The sequence below is a fragment of the Gynuella sp. genome, assembly GCF_050297175.1.
Lineage (GTDB): Bacteria > Pseudomonadota > Gammaproteobacteria > Pseudomonadales > Natronospirillaceae > Gynuella.
The window spans coordinates 108,554-127,181 of the sequence record NZ_JBNKSF010000057.1; the positions used below are offsets into that span (position 1 = coordinate 108,554).

The 18,628-nt window shown below is 49.4% G+C and carries 21 protein-coding genes; all 21 read left to right on the forward strand.

Annotated elements, in window-relative coordinates:
- Positions 1-128: 128 nt before the first annotated feature.
- The 21 genes from ACQY6I_RS21725 (at position 129) to ACQY6I_RS21825 (ending at position 18,624) form a co-directional block, all read left to right on the forward strand.
- Complete coding sequence (locus tag ACQY6I_RS21725; RefSeq protein ID WP_428243630.1) at positions 129-1,148, forward strand: ABC transporter ATP-binding protein; 1,020 nt, start codon at positions 129-131, stop codon at positions 1,146-1,148.
- A gap of 20 nt (positions 1,149-1,168) precedes the next feature.
- A complete protein-coding gene (locus tag ACQY6I_RS21730; RefSeq protein WP_428243631.1) occupies positions 1,169-2,485 on the forward strand; it encodes an ABC transporter substrate-binding protein in 1,317 nt (438 codons plus the stop codon).
- A gap of 70 nt (positions 2,486-2,555) precedes the next feature.
- Positions 2,556-3,419: an ABC transporter permease gene (locus ACQY6I_RS21735; protein ID WP_428243633.1), complete on the forward strand. Its 864-nt coding sequence runs from the start codon at positions 2,556-2,558 to the stop codon at positions 3,417-3,419.
- A 1-nt stretch (position 3,420) separates the two neighbouring features.
- Positions 3,421-4,236, forward strand: a complete 816-nt coding sequence (locus ACQY6I_RS21740) for an ABC transporter permease (RefSeq protein WP_428243634.1) — start codon at positions 3,421-3,423, stop codon at positions 4,234-4,236.
- 9 nt (positions 4,237-4,245) lie between these two features.
- Positions 4,246-4,962 (forward strand): aspartate/glutamate racemase family protein, encoded by a 717-nt coding sequence (locus ACQY6I_RS21745; protein WP_428243636.1) that lies wholly within the window; start codon positions 4,246-4,248, stop codon positions 4,960-4,962.
- A 98-nt stretch (positions 4,963-5,060) separates the two neighbouring features.
- Positions 5,061-6,317, forward strand: coding sequence for an NAD(P)/FAD-dependent oxidoreductase (locus ACQY6I_RS21750; protein WP_428243637.1), 1,257 nt, complete (start codon positions 5,061-5,063; stop codon positions 6,315-6,317).
- Between the two features lie 450 nt (positions 6,318-6,767).
- Positions 6,768-7,334, forward strand: a complete 567-nt coding sequence (locus tag ACQY6I_RS21755) for a tetratricopeptide repeat protein (RefSeq protein ID WP_428243638.1) — start codon at positions 6,768-6,770, stop codon at positions 7,332-7,334.
- Positions 7,331-7,690, forward strand: coding sequence for a hypothetical protein (locus ACQY6I_RS21760; RefSeq protein ID WP_428243639.1), 360 nt, complete (start codon positions 7,331-7,333; stop codon positions 7,688-7,690). The genes ACQY6I_RS21755 and ACQY6I_RS21760 overlap by 4 nt, the downstream gene beginning before the upstream one ends.
- Positions 7,691-7,782: 92 nt before the next feature.
- Positions 7,783-8,250, forward strand: a complete 468-nt coding sequence (locus ACQY6I_RS21765) for a tetratricopeptide repeat protein (RefSeq protein WP_428243640.1) — start codon at positions 7,783-7,785, stop codon at positions 8,248-8,250.
- A complete protein-coding gene (locus ACQY6I_RS21770) occupies positions 8,240-9,427 on the forward strand; it encodes a tetratricopeptide repeat protein (protein WP_428243641.1) in 1,188 nt (395 codons plus the stop codon). Before ACQY6I_RS21765 ends, ACQY6I_RS21770 begins: the two co-directional genes overlap by 11 nt.
- A 7-nt stretch (positions 9,428-9,434) precedes the next feature.
- The gene (locus ACQY6I_RS21775; protein ID WP_044615725.1) at positions 9,435-9,701 is read left to right on the forward strand and encodes a flagellar biosynthetic protein FliQ; all 267 of its coding nucleotides are present in this window, start codon (positions 9,435-9,437) and stop codon (positions 9,699-9,701) included.
- Between the two features lie 17 nt (positions 9,702-9,718).
- A complete protein-coding gene (locus tag ACQY6I_RS21780; protein ID WP_428243642.1) occupies positions 9,719-10,474 on the forward strand; it encodes a flagellar biosynthetic protein FliR in 756 nt (251 codons plus the stop codon).
- Entirely contained in the window at positions 10,474-11,541 is a 1,068-nt protein-coding gene (gene flhB, locus ACQY6I_RS21785) for a flagellar biosynthesis protein FlhB (protein ID WP_428243643.1), read from the forward strand. Before ACQY6I_RS21780 ends, flhB begins: the two co-directional genes overlap by 1 nt.
- Entirely contained in the window at positions 11,541-13,580 is a 2,040-nt protein-coding gene (gene flhA, locus ACQY6I_RS21790) for a flagellar biosynthesis protein FlhA (RefSeq protein WP_428243644.1), read from the forward strand. The genes flhB and flhA overlap by 1 nt, the downstream gene beginning before the upstream one ends.
- A 103-nt stretch (positions 13,581-13,683) precedes the next feature.
- Entirely contained in the window at positions 13,684-14,403 is a 720-nt protein-coding gene (locus tag ACQY6I_RS21795) for a flagellar hook-basal body protein (RefSeq protein WP_428243645.1), read from the forward strand.
- A gap of 2 nt (positions 14,404-14,405) precedes the next feature.
- Positions 14,406-15,161: a flagellar hook-basal body protein gene (locus ACQY6I_RS21800; protein WP_428243646.1), complete on the forward strand. Its 756-nt coding sequence runs from the start codon at positions 14,406-14,408 to the stop codon at positions 15,159-15,161.
- A 26-nt stretch (positions 15,162-15,187) separates the two neighbouring features.
- Positions 15,188-16,150, forward strand: a complete 963-nt coding sequence (locus ACQY6I_RS21805; RefSeq protein ID WP_428243647.1) for a flagella basal body P-ring formation protein FlgA — start codon at positions 15,188-15,190, stop codon at positions 16,148-16,150.
- Positions 16,151-16,156: 6 nt separating this feature from the next.
- Entirely contained in the window at positions 16,157-16,723 is a 567-nt protein-coding gene (locus ACQY6I_RS21810) for a flagellar basal body L-ring protein FlgH (RefSeq protein WP_428243648.1), read from the forward strand.
- The gene (locus ACQY6I_RS21815) at positions 16,711-17,841 is read left to right on the forward strand and encodes a flagellar basal body P-ring protein FlgI (protein ID WP_428243649.1); all 1,131 of its coding nucleotides are present in this window, start codon (positions 16,711-16,713) and stop codon (positions 17,839-17,841) included. The genes ACQY6I_RS21810 and ACQY6I_RS21815 overlap by 13 nt, the downstream gene beginning before the upstream one ends.
- 19 nt (positions 17,842-17,860) lie before the next feature.
- A complete protein-coding gene (locus tag ACQY6I_RS21820) occupies positions 17,861-18,211 on the forward strand; it encodes a flagellar basal body rod protein FlgB (RefSeq protein WP_428243651.1) in 351 nt (116 codons plus the stop codon).
- Between the two features lie 2 nt (positions 18,212-18,213).
- Positions 18,214-18,624: a flagellar basal body rod protein FlgC gene (locus tag ACQY6I_RS21825; RefSeq protein WP_428243652.1), complete on the forward strand. Its 411-nt coding sequence runs from the start codon at positions 18,214-18,216 to the stop codon at positions 18,622-18,624.
- The last annotated feature ends 4 nt before the right edge of the window (positions 18,625-18,628 follow it).

Consider the following 18,628-nt stretch of genomic DNA (forward strand, 5'->3'; position numbering starts at 1 on the left):
CGTGCACAACAGATGCAGAAATGCCGCATAAAAGTTCAAAAAAGGCGCTTAAAGGGCAGAACTGCAAATATGGCACCGCTGTTGCAGTTTACTGGATCAAGATTGTTAGCAATTTTTATGAGAAACCTATGAAAGGCGCAGTTGAACTCATCAAACTCAGTAAATCTTATGATGATCACGTCGCGGTCAAAGACATTGATCTGCGCATTCCGGCAGGCAGTTATTGCTGTCTGCTTGGCCCCAGCGGATGCGGTAAAAGTACAACTCTGCGCATGATTGCCGGCCATGAGGATGTCACCGACGGCGATATTTTATTGAATAACCGCAACGTGACAGATCTGCCACCCAGACAACGTGGTACGGCGATGATGTTTCAGAATTATGCGTTATTTCCTCACATGTCGTGTGTTGACAACGTGGCTTACGGACTGAAAGTTTCCGGAGTCAGCAAAGCGGAACGACATGCGTCTGCTATGGACATGCTGTCATTGGTCAACATGACGGATCATGCTAAAAAATTACCATCGCAACTTTCAGGTGGTCAGCAACAGCGAGTGGCATTGGCACGGGCGTTAATCTGCAAACCGGATGTCGTGTTATTGGATGAACCTCTATCTGCACTGGATCCGTTCCTGCGTATACAAATGCGCAAAGAACTTAAACAGCTGCAAAAAACATTGGGTCTGACATTTATCCACGTTACCCACTCGCAGGAAGAGGCATTTGCACTGGCCGATATGGCAGTCGTCATGGATAACGGCCTTATTCAACAACAAGGACATCCCAAAGCAATCTTCGAAAAACCAAACTCAGCGTTTGTTGCTGATTTTATCGGTGGTCATAACGTTCTGTCACCGGGTGTACTCGACAACGCTGACATACAACAGCCATTTTCCGTTCGTGCCGATCAAATAACCATCTCCGCTTTTCAAAGTCGTCCGGATGAAGATGCTTATTACACTTACGGAAAAATTATCGATATCGAATTTCAGGCACAGTTTTACTTCATCGAGATCCTGCTCGATAGCGGTGAAAAGGTGATCTGTTATATCGCTGAAGAAAAAATGGATGAGCAGGTCATTACGCCCTCAAACAAAGTAATGCTGAGCTGGAAGCAAAAGCACGTCAATTTATTTGCCTCTTTCTGACTGATCAACGGAGTACCGCCATGAACGAAAAAGACAGCAACCCTACAACCTCCACAGAAACCAAAACCGGTGTCACCCGCCGGGACCTCATCAAGGGTGTCGCCGGCGCCTCGGCTGTTGCCGTGGGTAGCGGAGCCATCACCGGGTTTCCAATGGTCTGGGCACAGAACATCAAGAACATTACGCTGAGACAATTCGGTACCGGTGTTTCCAATCTCAACGCCATCGCCGAAAAATGTAAAGAAGACCTCGGATTCAATCTGCAACTGACATCACTGGACTCTGACAGTGTTACCCAACGTGCAGTGACCCAGCCAAAATCTTATGACATTGCTGATATCGAATACTGGATCTGTAAAAAAGTTTTTCCATCGGGTGTCATGCAACCACTGGATGTTAGCCGGTTAAAAAACTACGACAAAATATCACCCCTGTTTATCAATGGTAAACTCACCCCCGACTCCACGATTGCCCAGGGCACCGCGCCGCATACGGTCGGTTTTGTGGAAGAGAAAGGGTCTAAATCCTTTGCCAAATCCCCAACCAACTGGATGACGCTGATCCCGACGATCTATAACGCCGATACCCTGGGTGTTCGTCCTGACCTGGTGGGACGGCCCATTACCCAGTGGTCCGATATCATGGACCCGGCCTTCAAAGGCAAGACTTCCATTCTGAATATTCCTGCCATCGGTATCATGGATGCCGCCATGATTTGTGAATCCATGGGCGTGATCAAGTACGGCGATAAAGGCAACATGACCCGCCAGGAAATCGATACCACCATGAAAGTATTGATGGATGCCAAACGCTCAGGACAATTCCGCGCCTTCTGGAAAAGTTTTGATGAGTCGGTCAACCTGATGGCATCTGGTGAAGTTGTAATCCAGAGCATGTGGTCTCCAGCCGTTGCTGCTGTACGCAGTCGTGGTATTCCCTGTGTCTATCAGCCATTGAAAGAAGGCTACCGTGCCTGGGGTGGCGGACTTGGCCTGGCCTCGCATCTAAGCGGCCTGGAGTTGGATGCTGCGTATGAGTATATCGATTGGTATTTATCCGGCTGGGTAGGTGCCTATCTCAATCGCCAGGGTTATTACAGCGCTGCACCGGAAACCTCCAAAGCATTCATGACTGACGACGAGTGGGGTTTTTGGATCGAAGGCAAAGAGGCCAAAGGCGATATTCTGAGTCCGTCCGGAGATATTATGGAAAAAGCAGGCGCCAAACGTGATGGCGGTTCTTATTGGGATCGTATGGGTAACGTCGCGTGCTGGAACTCGGTGATGGATGAAAACAAATACATGGTTCGCAAGTGGAATGAATTTATTGTTTCGTAACCCGCGACCGCTGACCAGCCAGCCCTGAAACAGGCCTGGCCGGTCAAACACTCAAGAAAGTGATGTGAACATGACAACACTGATCAACAAAAAAAATGTTGCCAGTTACTGGCAGTCCTTTCCGTTGACACTGGTACTGTGTCTGTTTCTGGTATTTCCAATTATCGTGATTGGTATCGTCAGTTTCTGGGACTATAACGAATACTCTATTATTCCGGATTTCATTCTGGAAAATTATGAATTTCTATTAACGTCTTCGGTGACGTGGCAGGCATACCTGAAGACCTTCGAGTATGCGTTTCTGACACTGCTGCTGACGTTGGGAATCGGCTTTACAGTAGCCTATTTTCTGGCCTTTCATATTCGCTCATCGGCCACCCAAACCATTTTGTTTCTGCTCTGTACCGTGCCATTTTTAACTTCCAATATCATTCGTATGATTTCCTGGATTCCATTGTTGGGGCGCAACGGTTTGGTAAATACCGGATTACAATCCATAGGGCTCATCGACCAGCCGCTGGAGTTTTTATTGTACAGCGATTTCGCCATCATCCTGGCGTACGTACATCTTTATACATTGTTCATGGTAACCCCGATTTTCAACAGCATGATGAGGATCGATCACAACCTGGTGGAAGCAGCAATCGATGCCGGCGCATCACCGTTTCAAATTCTGAAAGACATCATTATTCCACTGTCAAAGTCCGGCATTATTATCGGCTCGATTTTTGTGTTTACGCTGGTGATGGGGGATTTTGTCACGGTCAAAATCATGGGCGGCGGCATACGCGCCAACGTTGCCATTTTGATTTACAACGAGATTTCCCTGCTGCAATACCCGGCGGCAGCTGCCGGGGCAATGATCTTATTGATCACCGTCATCATGATGCTGGTGATTCTGTTTCGACTTGTGGATATTCGTAAGGAGCTTTGACATGAAAAAACGGAGTTCCGGATTTTTTATACTGGCTGGTTTTTTTATCCTGTTCGTTTTATTTCTGTACGGACCGACCATCACCATCGCAGTTCTGTCCTTTCAAGGACCAGGAGGAGGACTGACTTTTCCCATGCAGGGCACCTCGCTTCATTGGTTTCAACAGCTGTTTGTCAAACAGGCTGTCGGTGATTTTGGGGCTGCATTAGTACGTTCACTGATGCTGGGAACCATGGTCATGATCACTACGCTGGTTTTTTCTTTGCTGGCAGGCATGGCATTCCGAAAACGTTTTGCCGGTAGCTCACTGATCTTTTATCTGGCTCTGGCCAGCCTGATCATTCCCTCCATTTTAATCAGTCTGGGTATAGGACTCATGTTTGACCGCCTGGATCTGACACCACAGTGGTTCAGTTCCGGTTTTGGCTCTCACCTAACTTGGACCCTGCCCTTTGGGCTGTTAATCATGTTTGCGGTGTTTAACCGTTTCAACCCTGCCTATGAAATGGCCTCCGCTGATCTTGGTGCCTCCGACTGGCAAACATTTCGTTTTATTCTGTTGCCACTGCTGGCACCCAGCCTGTTGGGGGTGGCCTTGTTCGGCTTCACCCTGAGTTACGACGAGTTCGCCCGCACCCTGATGACATCCGGCAGTTTCAATACCCTGCCGCTGGAACTATTTGCCATGACCACCAACGTCACCACTCCAGTACTTTATGCCTTGGGCACACTAACCACACTGGTATCACTGGCCTGTATTTTAATCACAATTATTCTGGTGCGGCTGTTGCGCCGCAGCCTGACCAAAACGGTATGAGCACATCCTATGGCGATCATTGTCATCAACCCGAATTCATCCACCTCCATGACCCGGCAATTGGAGCAGGAATGCCAGCAATTGGACGGTTTGCACCACGAAATATATTTCGAAACCTGCAACGGTTCACCCAGTAGCATAGAAGGTCATAGTGATGGCGCTATCGCCACGTTCTATCTGCTGGAGAAAATCCGTGCCTACGAGAACAACCTCGAATCTTCTCATGCCAGCGCCTACGTCATCGCCTGTTTTGATGATACCGGTCTGGAAGCGGCCAGAGAACTGACCAACCGCCCGGTCATCGGCATCGGCGAAGCCGCTATGCACGCGGCCAGTTTGTTGAGTCATCGTTTCTGTATTATGACCACACTGCAGCGCTCAGTACCGATTCTGCAGCGTAATCTTGACCAATATGGCCTGACCAATCGCTGTGCCGGGGTATTTGCCTCAAACATTCCGGTGCTGCAGCTGGACAGCAACCCCGACAGCTATGACCGTGTACTGGCCGCCGCCAGAACTACCTTACAGCACAGTCACGGTGAAGCACTGATTCTCGGCTGCGCCGGTATGAGTCAATGGGTTCGTGCCATGGAGCAGGATTTGGGCATGCCAGTGCTGGATGGCGTGCGTATTGCTATTAAATTCGCCGAGTCTCTGATTGACCTGAAACTGATGACCAGCAAGGTAGGCAGCTATCGTTACCCAGAACTCAAAACCTATGATTAAGCATCATCCATCATGACAAATAGGCCCGCGATAGACTGGCGCTGACACAATCGGTCATGGAAGATAGTGCAACTGTCAGATAACCAGGGGGTTCGCAATTGAAATACGATGTCGCGGTGTTGGGTGCTGGAATGGTTGGTGTTTGCGTGGCCATACACTTGTTACAACAGGGCCGTTCGGTGCTGTTGATGGATCGCAACGATGCAGGTGAAGAAACCTCCTATGGCAACGCTGGATTATTGCAACAGGAAGCCGTGCGTCCTTATGAATTTCCACACGAACCATCTGTCCTTTTGCCGGCCGCATTCAACCTGCGTCTGGATGTACGCTACCACCTGACAGCCCTACCGAAGCTGATACAGCCACTCTGGAGCTATTTCCGGCACTGCTCACCTCGCCGCTATGAGAGTATTGCCCAGGAATACGGACACATTATCAATATGACCCTGGCCTGCCATCAGGAGCTGATCAGCGCCGCCGGGGCAGAACAACTGATCCGTAAAGTTGGCTGGATCAGTCTCTATCGCACAGCAAAAGGCCGGCATAAAGGACTCCGGACACTCGATGCCTATACTCGTCAGGGCGTTAATTTCAAGGTGTTGAACGGTGACGAGCTGGCAGAGATAGAACCCGCTATCAAAGGCCATCATGCCGGTGGCGTGCACTGGCAGGATCCGTGGATCGCCGGGCATCCGGGTCAACTGGTCAAAGCTTACACCAACCTGTTTAAACAACTGGGAGGCGTATTTGTGCAGGGTGATGCCGGCAGTCTGAAGCGTAGTCATCAGCAGAGCTGGCAGCTGCGCGACCATCAGGACACCCTCCTCGAAGTAGATGAAATCGTCATCGCACTCGGACCATGGTCGGCAGAAATCACTGCCAGATTCGGTTACCGGCCGCCCATGTTTTTCAAGCGCGGCTATCACATGCACTATCAATATCCAGCCGGACAGCCCCGACTGACACGAGCCGTACAGGACAGTGAGAAAGGTTACATGATGACACCGATGGATGCCGGCCTGCGCATCTGCACCGGTGCCGAACTTGGCCTGCGCGATACCCCTTCCACGCCGGTACAGATCGACCGCGCCGAAGCCATTGCCCGAAAGCTCATTCCATTGGGCGAAAGACTCGATGCCGAACCGTGGCGTGGAGCCAGACCGTGTATTCCCGACATGAAACCGATTATTGGCCCGTTGCCCGGCGCACCAGGACTCTGGTGCGCTTTTGGCCATGGTCACCAGGGATTCACCATGGGCCCGGCAACCGGAAAACTGCTGGCCGCCATGATGACCGGCCAGACGACAGACATCGATATGTCCGGATTTAGGGCCGAACGGTTCAAAAAACCGTAACTGACACCTTCACAACCCACTGTATATGAACGCCACATTGGACTTCACTGAAGGATGAATGCAGTTCGATGCAATTGAATCACTATTGGATGATTCAACCGTTCTTCTGATTTCATGTTGACTGACAAAAGGAGCACCGACGCACGTTGGTCAGTCTTCGATTCATCATTTATAGACCGGAGATGCTGAAAACAGACATCTGGAAAACTGACGGATACTCTGTATCGGTATATTCTGTATACCCTGCTGATATTAGTTTTGCTCCCAACCTTTTTCGAGACAGCATCACTGTAATAGCTCTTTTATGAGAAACAAACGTGCACAAAAAAAAGTAAATTCCAGCTATGAATTGAAGCAACAGCTTGTCTATAATGGCCTGCCTTTTTTAGGGCCATATTCCGCCTGGGATAACAATTTCAGCATATGAGACGGAGGTTAAAGGATTTAGACATGGTCGAAACAAATTCTGGAAATGATCAGTTGGATGAAACAGAGTACAAACATCTGATCGCCTATTACATCGATAAAAACGACTCCTCCGAAGCACTCAAACTCACCAAGCAATCGTTACACTCTCATCCGAATTCAGCCGAACTCAAATATCTTGGGGGTACTGTCTATGCTGATATCGGCATGTACGAAAAAGCTAAAGAATTACTCACCGATGCCATTGATGCGCTCAAATCGCCTGAACCGGCGGTGTTTCAATTAGGTTTGTTGTACCTGACTTCCGGACAGATTGAGCAGGCCGGGCAGATATGGGAACGTTTATCCACCTTACCGGAAAATCATTTTCTCCGCTGTTTTGTTGATGGTCTGACCGCCATGGTACAGGACCAGTTTGATGCTGCCAGAGTGGCAATTGAACAAGGTATTTCTACTAACACAGAGTTACCGGCTCTTAACATAGATATGGAAAAAGTACTTACCCAGATTGCCCAGATAACTGACAACGATGCATCCGTTGAAAGCAGTCATATTCTGTTATCCCGATACGATTCTCAAAAACCATCATGAGCAAGATTTCAGGCATTTCTGAAATACAGGCGCTGCTACGACAACAGGCAGGGCGTCTTTCCGAAAGCGATCGTTTACGATCGGGTTCCAATGCCCAGGAAAGTCGTGGAGTATCGCAGAGCCGGCAAATAGATCTTTCCCAGATCGTGGAAAAAGCATACAAAAGGGCCAAAAGTGACCAGCTGTCTGTTGAAGACAAAATCAGGATTATCATCCGGTCAATACTGTCTTGGGAATTTGGTGACGAAATTCTCGATGATGTTCAGAGTATCGAACTGTCAGAAAAAATATTAAATCACATAGAATCAAATGCCACGTTGAAGGCAAAAATCTGTCGATTGTTTGATACAGTGTGACAATATGATAAACAATACTCAGGTGCACTCCAGAGTCGTCTGTCTGTCATAATTGAGTGCACCAATACAGCCATATGCCTTGAGGGGAAAAAATGAAATCCGTCGAACAATATATCAGAGAAATTTCCCCTCTTTGTCAGCAGCGTGACTTTCATTCGGCAGTCACATTACTGAAGCAGGCTGTCAACGATTACCCTGATCACGAAATTTTACTGGGTCTGCTGGCATCCAGTTATCAGGAGCTGGGAATAACAGAGCGCGCTCAGAAACTGTATCAAACCATCATTACACTCAACCCCGAAAATTATCTGGCTATTCATCAACTCGGCCTGATTGAGTTCCAGCAGCAGAATTGGCAGGCTGCGTTGTCTGTATGGGAACAACTACTGCGTCGCCCGGATGACTTTCTGACCAAATATTACGCAGCACTCTGTTACGAGCAATTGGAAAATCCGGCACAAGCCCGCGTCATGGTTGAAGCCGCTCAACAGGCAGCGCCCGAAAACCATGCAATATATTCAGAAATATTAGAGCTGAAGGAAAGAATAGGTGAACATTGAACAGGCATTGGAAAAGAGCAGGCGCTATGAGCAATACCTCGAACTCGACTCCGACAATACTCTGTTGCTGATACAACTCGGCGATGCTTACCACGCCGCCGGTCAATTCGACAAAGCCCGTTCCACATTCGAAAAGTGCCTCGCACTGGAATCGGATAATGAAGTCGCCAAAAGCCGGTTGGCCAGCGTATTGCTGTCGGAAGGGTCTTTGGATCAGGCTGCCATATTGCTGACCGAGCTGTTGAAACAACACCCGGACAATCCCGTGCTCAGGCACAACCTGGCGATCTGCCAGTTTGCCGGAAATCAGTTACAGGAAGCCAAATCGGTTTTTCTGGCTCAGCAGAATGATCCACAACTGGGTCGCTCGGCAGGTTTTTATCTGGCTTCAATTCTGCAAATGGAAGACCGCCTGCCCGAAGCCCTGGGGATCATCAGCCAGCTGCTGGACCAACAGCAGGAACCCTATCTGTTGGGTTATCAGTCTACCCTGCTGTATATGCTGGATCGCATCGACGAGGCTCTGGCAGTTGCCAAACACGTGTTGACAATCGACCAGGACAATGCCGATGCCTGCTCCACTCTGGGAACGTTTTATGCCGAACAGCTTGAAACGGAACTCGCGACCGACCTCTTCCGTCATATGACCCTCCATGCGCCTGCCGATGTTCGAGGATGGCACGGGCTTGGACTCGTCAAAATGCATGAACAGGATCTGCCAGGTGCCATTGAATATTTTGAACGCACCACTCGAATGGTGCCGGACAGCATTGCCATGTGGAATACCCTGGCCTGGGCATATTTTAATCATCATCGCTACCAGGACGCAGAAGCATCGTTCTCGCGGGTACTGGAAATCGATCATAACAATTCCGATGGTTGGGGCGGACTCGCCTGTGCCCTGGCCATGCAGAAAAAAATTGAACAGGCCGAACAACATACCAAAAAAGCCCTGTTGATGGATCGCTCCTCTTTTGCTGCATTATTTGCCAAATCACTGCTGGTAGCATTGAAAGGTAACGAAGCCAGAGGCAAGCAGATGTTAACCAAAGTATTGGAGCAGCCGATTCGGCCCGGTGGTGAACCGGCCATTGATCTGATTAACCGATACATGAAGAAGACAGCCACCAAAGACCGTGCTGTCATTACCAGTAAGACCTCAAAAAAACCACACTGAGAACAACATGAGTATCGACTTTGCGCTGGTCCTGACCAGCGACATGTTATGGGTGGCCATCAAAATCGCCGCGCCGATTCTGGGACTGACAATGGCTGTTGGTCTGCTGATCAGCCTGTTCCAGGTAGTCACCCAGCTGCAGGAAATGACCCTGACATTTATTCCCAAACTGGCAGTGGCAGTGTTTGTGCTGATTGCGTTTGGCGGCTGGATGCTGACCACTCTGGTGGACTACGCACGAACTCTGATTGCCAGTATTCCCAATCTGTTGTGACCCTCACGGAAAACACCATGAACATTGAAGTTGCCGAAAGTTCTGTCATTGCTGTGTTTCTCGCCTTTGTCAGAATCGGTGCGTTTTTGTTGTTTGTTCCGGTCTTTAACTTTGTCAGATTACCATTGCTGATCAGAGTGTTTTTCTCCCTGACAATGGCCTTGTTTTTGATGCTGAACGTCGGTTTCCCAACGCTTGAACTGACTCCGTTGGGCCTGATATCGGCCATCGGCAGTGAAGTCATCAATGGCAGTGCCATGGCATTTGGCATGCTGGCGGCGTTTGCCGTCTTTCACTTTGCCGGCCGGGTACTGGATTTTCAAATGGGTTTTGGCGTGGCAGGTCTGATTGATCCAACCACCCAGGTACAATCACCATTGATTGGTACCGTGCTGAATCTGCTGGCGGCAATAGTGTTTATTCTCGCCGGCGGCATTTCCGCCATCTTTCGCAGTCTCGCTCTGTCTCTTGAAAACGTTCCTCCGGGACAGCCTTTTTCCTTACAAAATGCCGAATGGTTTATGGCTCACGCCGGGCTGATTTTCACACTTTCTGTTGCACTGGCTGCCCCGGTGCTGCTGGCCATTTTTCTGCTCGACATATTAATGGCATTTGCTGGTCGGACCATGCCGCAAATGAATGTATTTATCATCAGCATCCCGTTTAAGATCACATTGGGTATGGTCGTCATTGCCACCACCATCGTATCTGCCCAACCGATCTTCCGAAAAGTCTTCAACGCAATTTTTGAGTTCTGGGAACCGTTTTTCTGATGGCTGAACAGGAATTCGACAAATCCGAGCAACCGACACCGTTCAAGTTGCAGGAGGCACGGAAAAAAGGTCAGGTAGCCAAGAGCCTTGAACTCAGTTCCTGGCTGCTACTGCTTGCCGGTTTCGGCATTTTTACCACACTGGGCTGGGGGTTAGTGACCGGACTCGGGCACATCAGTCGCTTTTTGTTTTCGCAGGCTGCCAATATCCGTCTGACAGAAGGTCATTTTCTGTTTATCAGCGAACAGATCATCGCGACTGTAGAGTCGGCACTGTGGCCATTTTTTGCGACGCTGGCGATCGTTGCCATGCTGGCCACTCTCGTGCAAATCGGCTTTATCTGGTCTTTTTTTCCGTTAAAACCCGATATCCAGCGGCTCAATCCGGTACAGGGTTTCAAACGTCTGTTTTCATTACGGCTGTTATATGAATCTGCCAAGAGCGTGATCAAGCTGTTATTGTTTGGTGGTGTACTCTGGATTGTACTGCAACAAATGCTGCCCTATCTGGCACAGGCATTTGATATGCAACCACCGCAGATCGTGGCGCTGTTTCAATACTGGAGCAGCAAACTGATTTTTTCCTTACTCGCAGTTCTCTTGATCATCACCCTGCTGGATCTGGTATATACCCGGCGGGATTTTATTAAGCGGATGCGCATGAGCAAACGTGAGGTCAAGGATGAACATAAAAAACGCGAAGGTGATCCATTGATCCGACAGAAGCGTCGTCAGATGCAGAAATCCATCAATGCGCAACTGGTGTCTGTGGGTAATGTGCCCAAGGCCGATGTAGTAATCACCAACCCGACCCACCTTGCCGTCGCATTGCAATATGATCGTGCCAACATGGCCACTCCGGTGGTGGTGGCAAAAGGCAGTGGTGGGCAGGCCGAAAAAATCAAACAAATTGCACGTCAGCACCGCATTACCGTGATGGAAAACAAACCTCTGGCGCGGGCACTGTTCAGGCAGGTAGACGTCTCACAGCCAATTACTCCGGACTTATTTCCCAGAGTGGCACAGGTTTATATCTGGTTATATAAAAATCAGCAAAGGACTCATTGATGTTAGGGTATTTAAGAAAAGGGCTGGGCCAACATGGCGATCTGATACTGGTTTTTGTAATGGTCGGGATTCTGATGATTCTCTTTACCCCGATTCCATCGCAGTTACTGGATCTGCTCATCATTGCCAACTTCAGTTTTGGACTGCTGATCCTGCTGCTGACGTTTTACGTCGATAAACCGCTGAATTTTTCCACCTTTCCATCCTTATTATTAATCGCAACACTGTTCCGCCTGTCACTTAATATCGCCGCCACCCGGTTGATCCTTAACGATGGCGACGCCGGACGCGTGATCGGTGCCATTGGTAACTTTGTGGTATCTGGTAATTATGTGATTGGTTTGATTGTGTTTCTGGTATTGATCGTCGTGCAATATGTCGTGGTCACCAACGGTGCCCAGCGGGTGGCAGAAGTGGCCGCACGTTTTACATTGGATAGCATGCCCGGCAAACAAATGAGTATTGATGCTGATATGAACATCGGCATTATCGATGAAAAAGAAGCACAGCGGCGACGGCGTGAAATAGAAAAGGAAGGCAGTTTTTACGGTGCTATGGATGGTGCCAGTAAATTCGTCAAAGGCGACGCTATTGCCGGTATCGTGATTATTCTCATCGACATCATCGGTGGTCTGACTATTGGTATCGCCCAGAAAAGTCTGTCCTGGGGCGAAGCACTGCAAACCTATACCCTGTTGACTGTCGGTGACGGTATTGTTACCCAGATCCCGGCGCTGATTATCTCAACCGGTACCGGCATTATTGTCACCCGCGCAGCATCCGATGCTTTCCTGAGCCAGGAAATTGCCACCCAAATCACCCGTTACCCCAAAGCACTGATGATGATCAGTCTGGGGCTGCTGGTCATGATGATTTTGCCTGGCATTCCAGCCTGGCCAGTGTTAACCATTCTGGTCATCGTTGCCGGTGCCACCTGGTTTTCGTTACGCAAATCCAAAGACAGCGCCAGTACAGCCGAATCCACTGAAGACACCAAGGCAACTTCGGATGAACTACAAAATATCTATACCGAGATGCAAGTGGACAGACTGGTGATTGATTTCCATCCAGCGCTTGCCAGTCTGATGTCTGAAGAACATGGGGACTTTACCGACCGTATCAGTAATTTCCGGCGCCAATACGCAATGGAATCCGGGCTGGTGGTTCCCGGTATTAAAATACGCGAAAATGCCCACCTGAAAACCAATCAGTACGAAATTCACCTCAATGGCGTTACTGTTGCCAAAGGCGAAACCCGGCTTGGGCAATTATTGGCAATTAATCCGGGTAATGCCAAACATGATCTTCAGGGTGATGACACCCGCGACCCTTCCTATGGGCTTGCCGCCAAATGGATAACACAGCAACAGCGTGAAGACGCTGCCCAAAAAGGCTATACCGTCGTATTACCTGAAACCGTTTTACTGACCCATGTCACCGAACAGATAAAACAGTATGCCAGCGAACTACTGACCCGCTCAGAAGTTGAACGACTCATCGAGTCCGTGCGTAAAACCCATAACAGCCTGGTAGACGAATTGATTCCCGGTACCCTGTCACTGGGCACGTTGAAAAAAGTACTGCAGCAACTGTTAACAGAGAAAGTATCGATTCGGAACCTGGTCAGGATCTTTGAAGTACTGGTCGATGAGGGTAAACAGGTACAGGACCCAACGTTACTGGCGGAGCTGGTGCGCCAGCACATCGGCGGAGAAATCTGCCAGAAATTTATGGCGGATAACGGTTCCATTAATGTTCTGATACTGGACCCGAATATTGAGAAAACCATTTCCACCAGCATCAAAGACGGACAACTGATTCTGGATCCGCGATTTTCTGAACAGGTGTTAATACGACTGGCTGCGCAGGTGGAAAAAATGATGCGCTCAAACCTGTTGCCGGTACTGGTATGTTCACCGGATTTGAGACGTTATATCAGTCAATTGTCCCGCCGCATGATGCCACATTTGTCGGTTATTTCCATGTCAGAAGTACCCAATAACATGAACGTAAAATCATTTGCCGTGGTGACTACTTAAATGGTGAAAATGCATTGCTTTTTGAGTCCAAAATGGCCAGTATCCAAAACCGCTCATAGAGGATACATAAGGTTATCTGCCGTATTTCTACAAGGAGTCTATAATGAGCCATTCTGCCCTTGAAATGACAGCTGCAACCATGCTAAGAAGCCTGGAGCAGTTGAATACTATTGGCCAGAACATTGCCAATGTGAACACAACTGCCTATAAATCACGCGTCAGTTTTAACAATGTAATCAACACCTTTGACGCGACTCAAAACAGCGTCTCTAATTCTGACAATATCACTCAGAATATTTCCTTATTACTATCTCAGGGCTCACCCATACAAACTCATAATCCACATCATTTTATGATCGATGGCGACGGCTTTTTTGTTGTCAATAATAGTGACGGTCAACAGTTGCTTACGCGCAATGGTACATTTCAAGTCAATGCAGCAGGCATTCTGGTGACCAAAGACGGCAAAGAGGTGGCTGGCGAAATGGGCAGCATTCGTATTCCAGGTGACGTCACCGTCGATAAAAATGGCACCATCTGGTCAGAAGGTGAAGAGATTGATCAACTGACGGTGGTCTCCGTTGACACCGACCAGTTGATACCTGAAACCGAAGGTTATTTTCGCATGCCAGCATCCATGAACATCGCTGATTCAGAAAAATATACTGTCCGCCAGGGCATGCTGGAAAACTCAAACGTCAACGTTCAAACAGAATTTACCAACCTGATTACCATGATGCGACAGTTCGAAATGCAGCAAAAAGTTGTACGTGGATATGATCAGATGATGAATACAGGCATTACGACTCTGGGAGAATTTTAACCATGCAGGACTCTATGCATATCGCCGCACTCGGAATGGAAAGCCAACAGACGATGGTGGACACCATTTCGAATAACATCGCCAACATCAATACCCAGAGCTTTAAAGCCGCCCAGGTTAATTTTGAAGACCTGGTCGGAAAACGGGACGGCGCTCAAGACATTATTCCAGGCGGTGCGGGCGTTCGTGTGGCTGGCTTGAGATATAACAGTACTCCCGGTGATTTGAAACAGACTGACAATGAAATGGATATCGCGATTGCCGGCAAAGGTTTTTTTGAACTGATCAGCGATAACGGCGATTTACTCTATACCCGTAATGGTTCATTAAAAATCAATGCAGATAGCATATTGGAGTCCGTCAACGGTTTGCCTTTGAGCGCATTGATTGAAGTGCCTTCTGACTACACCAGCCTGGCGGTTGCCAACGATGGCACGGTTCTGGCCGATGTGCCGGACCAGAAAGATCCTGTCATTCTGGGTCAGCTTGAACTGGCACATTTTATCAACCCGGAAGGCTTGGAAAGCCTTGGTAATGGGCTGTATCGCAGCAGCCAGGATTCTGGTGAAGCGCAGTATTTCGCCACCGACTCGAATCCATCCAAAATTTTGCAGGGTTATGTCGAGACATCCAATGTGAATATGGTACAGGAGCTAACCTCTCTGGTACTGGCCCAAAAAGCATACGGTCTGAACTCCAGAATATTGCAGGCATCCGATGAAATTCTGGGTTTAATCAATGATCTACGCAGAGGCTGAAGCTCGAATAATGTCGGTCTGACTCAATGATATTCCGACTGCTGCTGATTTGTTTGCTAGGTATTCATGCCGAAGTCGCAGGTGCGCAGACGGTGACATTGCGCGCGCAGGTTAGTGTTGACAATGACTGGATACTGCTCGGTGATGTAGTGGACTTTGGTTCCCGTCTGTTGACGCTAGAACAGCAACAGATTGCCGCGTTGACCGTGGCCCGTGCACCGACCGTTTCACACAGTCTGGTCTTGCAGCGGGCATTCATATTGCGTCGTTTGTCGTCTTTTTCATCAACGATTGAACTGGCCGGCGCAGACGAAGTGGAAGTGAGAAGGCATAGCCAGACCATCGCAGCCAGGCAGATTCGCGAGACACTGACGGCCGCTATTAGCCGGGAACTGGCGGCGTACGATGTGGAGCCCGGGCAATACCGGGTAGATGGCATGGAACGGATACACGACATCAAGGTGCCGGCCTCAGCCGAACCGGACATCAAAGTGGATCGTTTTCAACCGCGGTTGCCAGCCTCGCAGTCACTGGCATGGATCGATATTTGGGAAAACGATGTGCGAGTGGAAAGTTTGAGCATCCCCATCAGACTCAATCTGCCACAGCAGGTGTGGAGTATTAATAAAGATATGGCCGTCGGCGACATCATTCAGGCTCAGGATTTAACCGGTCGCCAAATGAATAATGCCAATTTCGCCTATTGGCCCAAGTCGCAGAACGTTGTTGGCCTGGAAATAAAACGACCACTGACCGCCGGCGCGTCACTGCACCAAAAGGATCTGGGACCGAAATCGTTGTTTGTTAAAGACCAGGTCATTAACGCCACTTTAAATATCGCTGGCGTGATGGTGGAAATGACCGTACGGGTTTTGCAGCCATTGAATCGCGGCAGTCACGGTCTGGCTGAACGGGAAAACGGTCGTAAAGTTGAAATATGGATTAACGCCGATGGTAAGGCGGAAATCATCGGAAAATACGAGGAATAACCAGTGATGAAAACCTCCACCTATATTGGCTGGATTCTACTGACGGTCAGTCACATGGCCTGCGCCGTCAGTTTATACCAGCCAGACAGCTATCGCGCCATGGTGTCAGCACAGCGATCACATTCTGTCGGCGATATATTAACGGTCATGATTTATGAAAGTGCCACCGCCACAACCTCAGCCTCAACCGATGCTAATGCCACAACCGGTATCGATATTCAGGCATCCAAAGGCAGCAATGACCTGCAAGCGGGAGTAAATGCAGGTAGCAACTTTGCCGGTGGCGGGGCTGTTAACCGAACCGGTAAAGTGGTCGCCAATGTATCGGTCGTCATTACGGGCATCAAAGATGGCGGCTCGTTCGAACTGGCTGGCGAGCAACACATCAAGCTCAACAACGAAGAACAGTTGATTCGCGTCAGCGGGATCGTCCGACCCGAGGATGTTTCCGAACAGAACATGGTGATTTCCACCCGTATGGCGGATCTCAAAATCGACTTCATTGGCGATGGCCTGCTGACCAAGAGTGAAAAGCCGGGCATCTTTACCAGGGTATTTAAATGGTTGTTCTAAATCTGTTTCGCCATTCCGTCTTGATGCTGCTGTTAGTCAGCAGTTTTGCCACTGTCGCTGCAGGTTCAGATAGCGTACGCATAAAAGATCTGGCCAGAATCAAAGGTGTCCGCGATAACAGTCTGGTGGGCTACGGCATTGTCGCCGGATTGGCCGGCACCGGTGACTCGATTCGTAATCAGGCCACGGTGCAGTCCATCAGCAATACTCTGCGCAAATTTGACATCATGATATCCAGCTCGGATGTCCGTTCAAGAAACGTTGCCGCTGTTATGCTGACAGCTAATCTGCCAGCTTTCGCAGAAGCCGGCGACAGCATCGATGTCAATGTGACCTCCATTGGCGATGCCCGCAGCCTGGCCGGCGGTACTTTATTATTGGCCGATCTACGCGGTCCGGATCAGAATATCTATGCACTGGCACAAGGGCCACTGTCCGTGGGCGGATACAATTACGATGTCAACGGCAACATCGCCCAGAAGAATCATCCCACCGCCGCAATTGCTATTGGTGGTGGACGAGTGGAACAGAGCGTCGAAACACAGATGCTCAATGCAGCAGGCGAACTTGAGCTGCTGTTGGATAATCCGGATATCACTACGGCCATCCGGCTGGTGGATTCCATTAATGCGGAAATTGGTGCCAATACCGCCTACGCTGAAAATCCCGGCAAAGTCGCCATTAGGATTCCCGCCGAGCAGAGCCGGAACTATCTGCGCCTGATGGCCCGGGTCGAAAATATTCAGGTCATTCCCGACTCCGTTGCCCGGGTGGTCGTCAATGAAAAAACCGGCACCGTTATTTCCGGTGGTGATGTACGCATTGGCAAAGTCAGCATTACCCACGATGACATCAAGATTTCCGTCAGCAATGAAACCCGGGCTTACTCATCGCTGGCGCTGATCAACACCCAGGACAAAGGCGTAACCCTGGTACCCGATTCCAAACTGACCGTGGAAGAACAACCCAATATACAGATGGACGTCAATCAGGGCAGTTCCGTGGCTGACCTGATTGTTGCCCTCCGCAAGGTCAACGCCACCAGTCGGGAAATTATTACCATATTACAAACACTCAAAAGTGCAGGAGCACTGCACGCAGAGTTGATTGTGCAATGAGCAAACCGAGGATTTTTATATGACGCAGATCCTGAATTCACTGTTACCGGCCACACTCACGGCACTGGATGCTCTGAGCCTGAACCAGAAGCTGCTGGCCAGTAACATCGCTAACGCCAATACCAAGGGCTACACCCCCTCGCACCTGGATTTCGAAGCCTATATGGACAGCGTTTTGCAAAACCTGGACATGAACTCAGCCACAGATGACCGCATCGGAGCCTATGTGCAGCAGACTTCCGGCGAAGTGCAGCTTGATATGGAACTCGGGCTAATGTCTGAAAACCTGCAGAAATATAAGGCCATCATGGATGTATTGAACCGCCAGACTTCACTGATGCAGTTGGCAATAACGGGTCGGAGTATTTAATCATGGCTGACTTTAAAGCGTTTGAGATCAGTTCGGCCGGTATGGCGCTGGAAAAACTGCGGCTCGACCTGGCAGCGATGAACATCGCCAACATGAATACCGCCACCAGAATCGGTGAGGGCTACCATCCGCGCCACATAGAAACCAGTCTGATCGGTCAAACCGGGTTTGAGGATTTCATGCAATCCCTCGACGTCAGTCAGTTGGTTGCAGTACGCGAAGGCGAAACCCGGCAGGTGTATGAACCAAGTCACCCGCTGGCCAATCAGGACGGCATGGTGGAATACCCCGATATCAAGCCATTAACCGAAATGATGACACTGATGACCGCCATCCGCAGTTACGAGGCCAATGCCCGCGCATTCAACGCCTCCAAACTGCTGGTGGATGAAGCCCTGAAACTGGGTAAATAATTTA

Coding starts and splice junctions, on each gene's coding strand:
- ACQY6I_RS21725 (WP_428243630.1), top strand. CDS start 129: ATGAAAGGCGCAGTTGAACTCATCAAACTCAGTAAATCTTATGATGAT.
- ACQY6I_RS21730 (WP_428243631.1), top strand. CDS start 1,169: ATGAACGAAAAAGACAGCAACCCTACAACCTCCACAGAAACCAAAACC.
- ACQY6I_RS21735 (WP_428243633.1), top strand. CDS start 2,556: ATGACAACACTGATCAACAAAAAAAATGTTGCCAGTTACTGGCAGTCC.
- ACQY6I_RS21740 (WP_428243634.1), top strand. CDS start 3,421: ATGAAAAAACGGAGTTCCGGATTTTTTATACTGGCTGGTTTTTTTATC.
- ACQY6I_RS21745 (WP_428243636.1), top strand. CDS start 4,246: ATGGCGATCATTGTCATCAACCCGAATTCATCCACCTCCATGACCCGG.
- ACQY6I_RS21755 (WP_428243638.1), top strand. CDS start 6,768: ATGGTCGAAACAAATTCTGGAAATGATCAGTTGGATGAAACAGAGTAC.
- ACQY6I_RS21760 (WP_428243639.1), top strand. CDS start 7,331: ATGAGCAAGATTTCAGGCATTTCTGAAATACAGGCGCTGCTACGACAA.
- ACQY6I_RS21765 (WP_428243640.1), top strand. CDS start 7,783: ATGAAATCCGTCGAACAATATATCAGAGAAATTTCCCCTCTTTGTCAG.
- ACQY6I_RS21775 (WP_044615725.1), top strand. CDS start 9,435: ATGAGTATCGACTTTGCGCTGGTCCTGACCAGCGACATGTTATGGGTG.
- ACQY6I_RS21780 (WP_428243642.1), top strand. CDS start 9,719: ATGAACATTGAAGTTGCCGAAAGTTCTGTCATTGCTGTGTTTCTCGCC.
- flhB (WP_428243643.1), top strand. CDS start 10,474: ATGGCTGAACAGGAATTCGACAAATCCGAGCAACCGACACCGTTCAAG.
- flhA (WP_428243644.1), top strand. CDS start 11,541: ATGTTAGGGTATTTAAGAAAAGGGCTGGGCCAACATGGCGATCTGATA.
- ACQY6I_RS21795 (WP_428243645.1), top strand. CDS start 13,684: ATGAGCCATTCTGCCCTTGAAATGACAGCTGCAACCATGCTAAGAAGC.
- ACQY6I_RS21800 (WP_428243646.1), top strand. CDS start 14,406: ATGCAGGACTCTATGCATATCGCCGCACTCGGAATGGAAAGCCAACAG.
- ACQY6I_RS21805 (WP_428243647.1), top strand. CDS start 15,188: ATGATATTCCGACTGCTGCTGATTTGTTTGCTAGGTATTCATGCCGAA.
- ACQY6I_RS21810 (WP_428243648.1), top strand. CDS start 16,157: ATGAAAACCTCCACCTATATTGGCTGGATTCTACTGACGGTCAGTCAC.
- ACQY6I_RS21815 (WP_428243649.1), top strand. CDS start 16,711: ATGGTTGTTCTAAATCTGTTTCGCCATTCCGTCTTGATGCTGCTGTTA.
- ACQY6I_RS21820 (WP_428243651.1), top strand. CDS start 17,861: ATGACGCAGATCCTGAATTCACTGTTACCGGCCACACTCACGGCACTG.
- ACQY6I_RS21825 (WP_428243652.1), top strand. CDS start 18,214: ATGGCTGACTTTAAAGCGTTTGAGATCAGTTCGGCCGGTATGGCGCTG.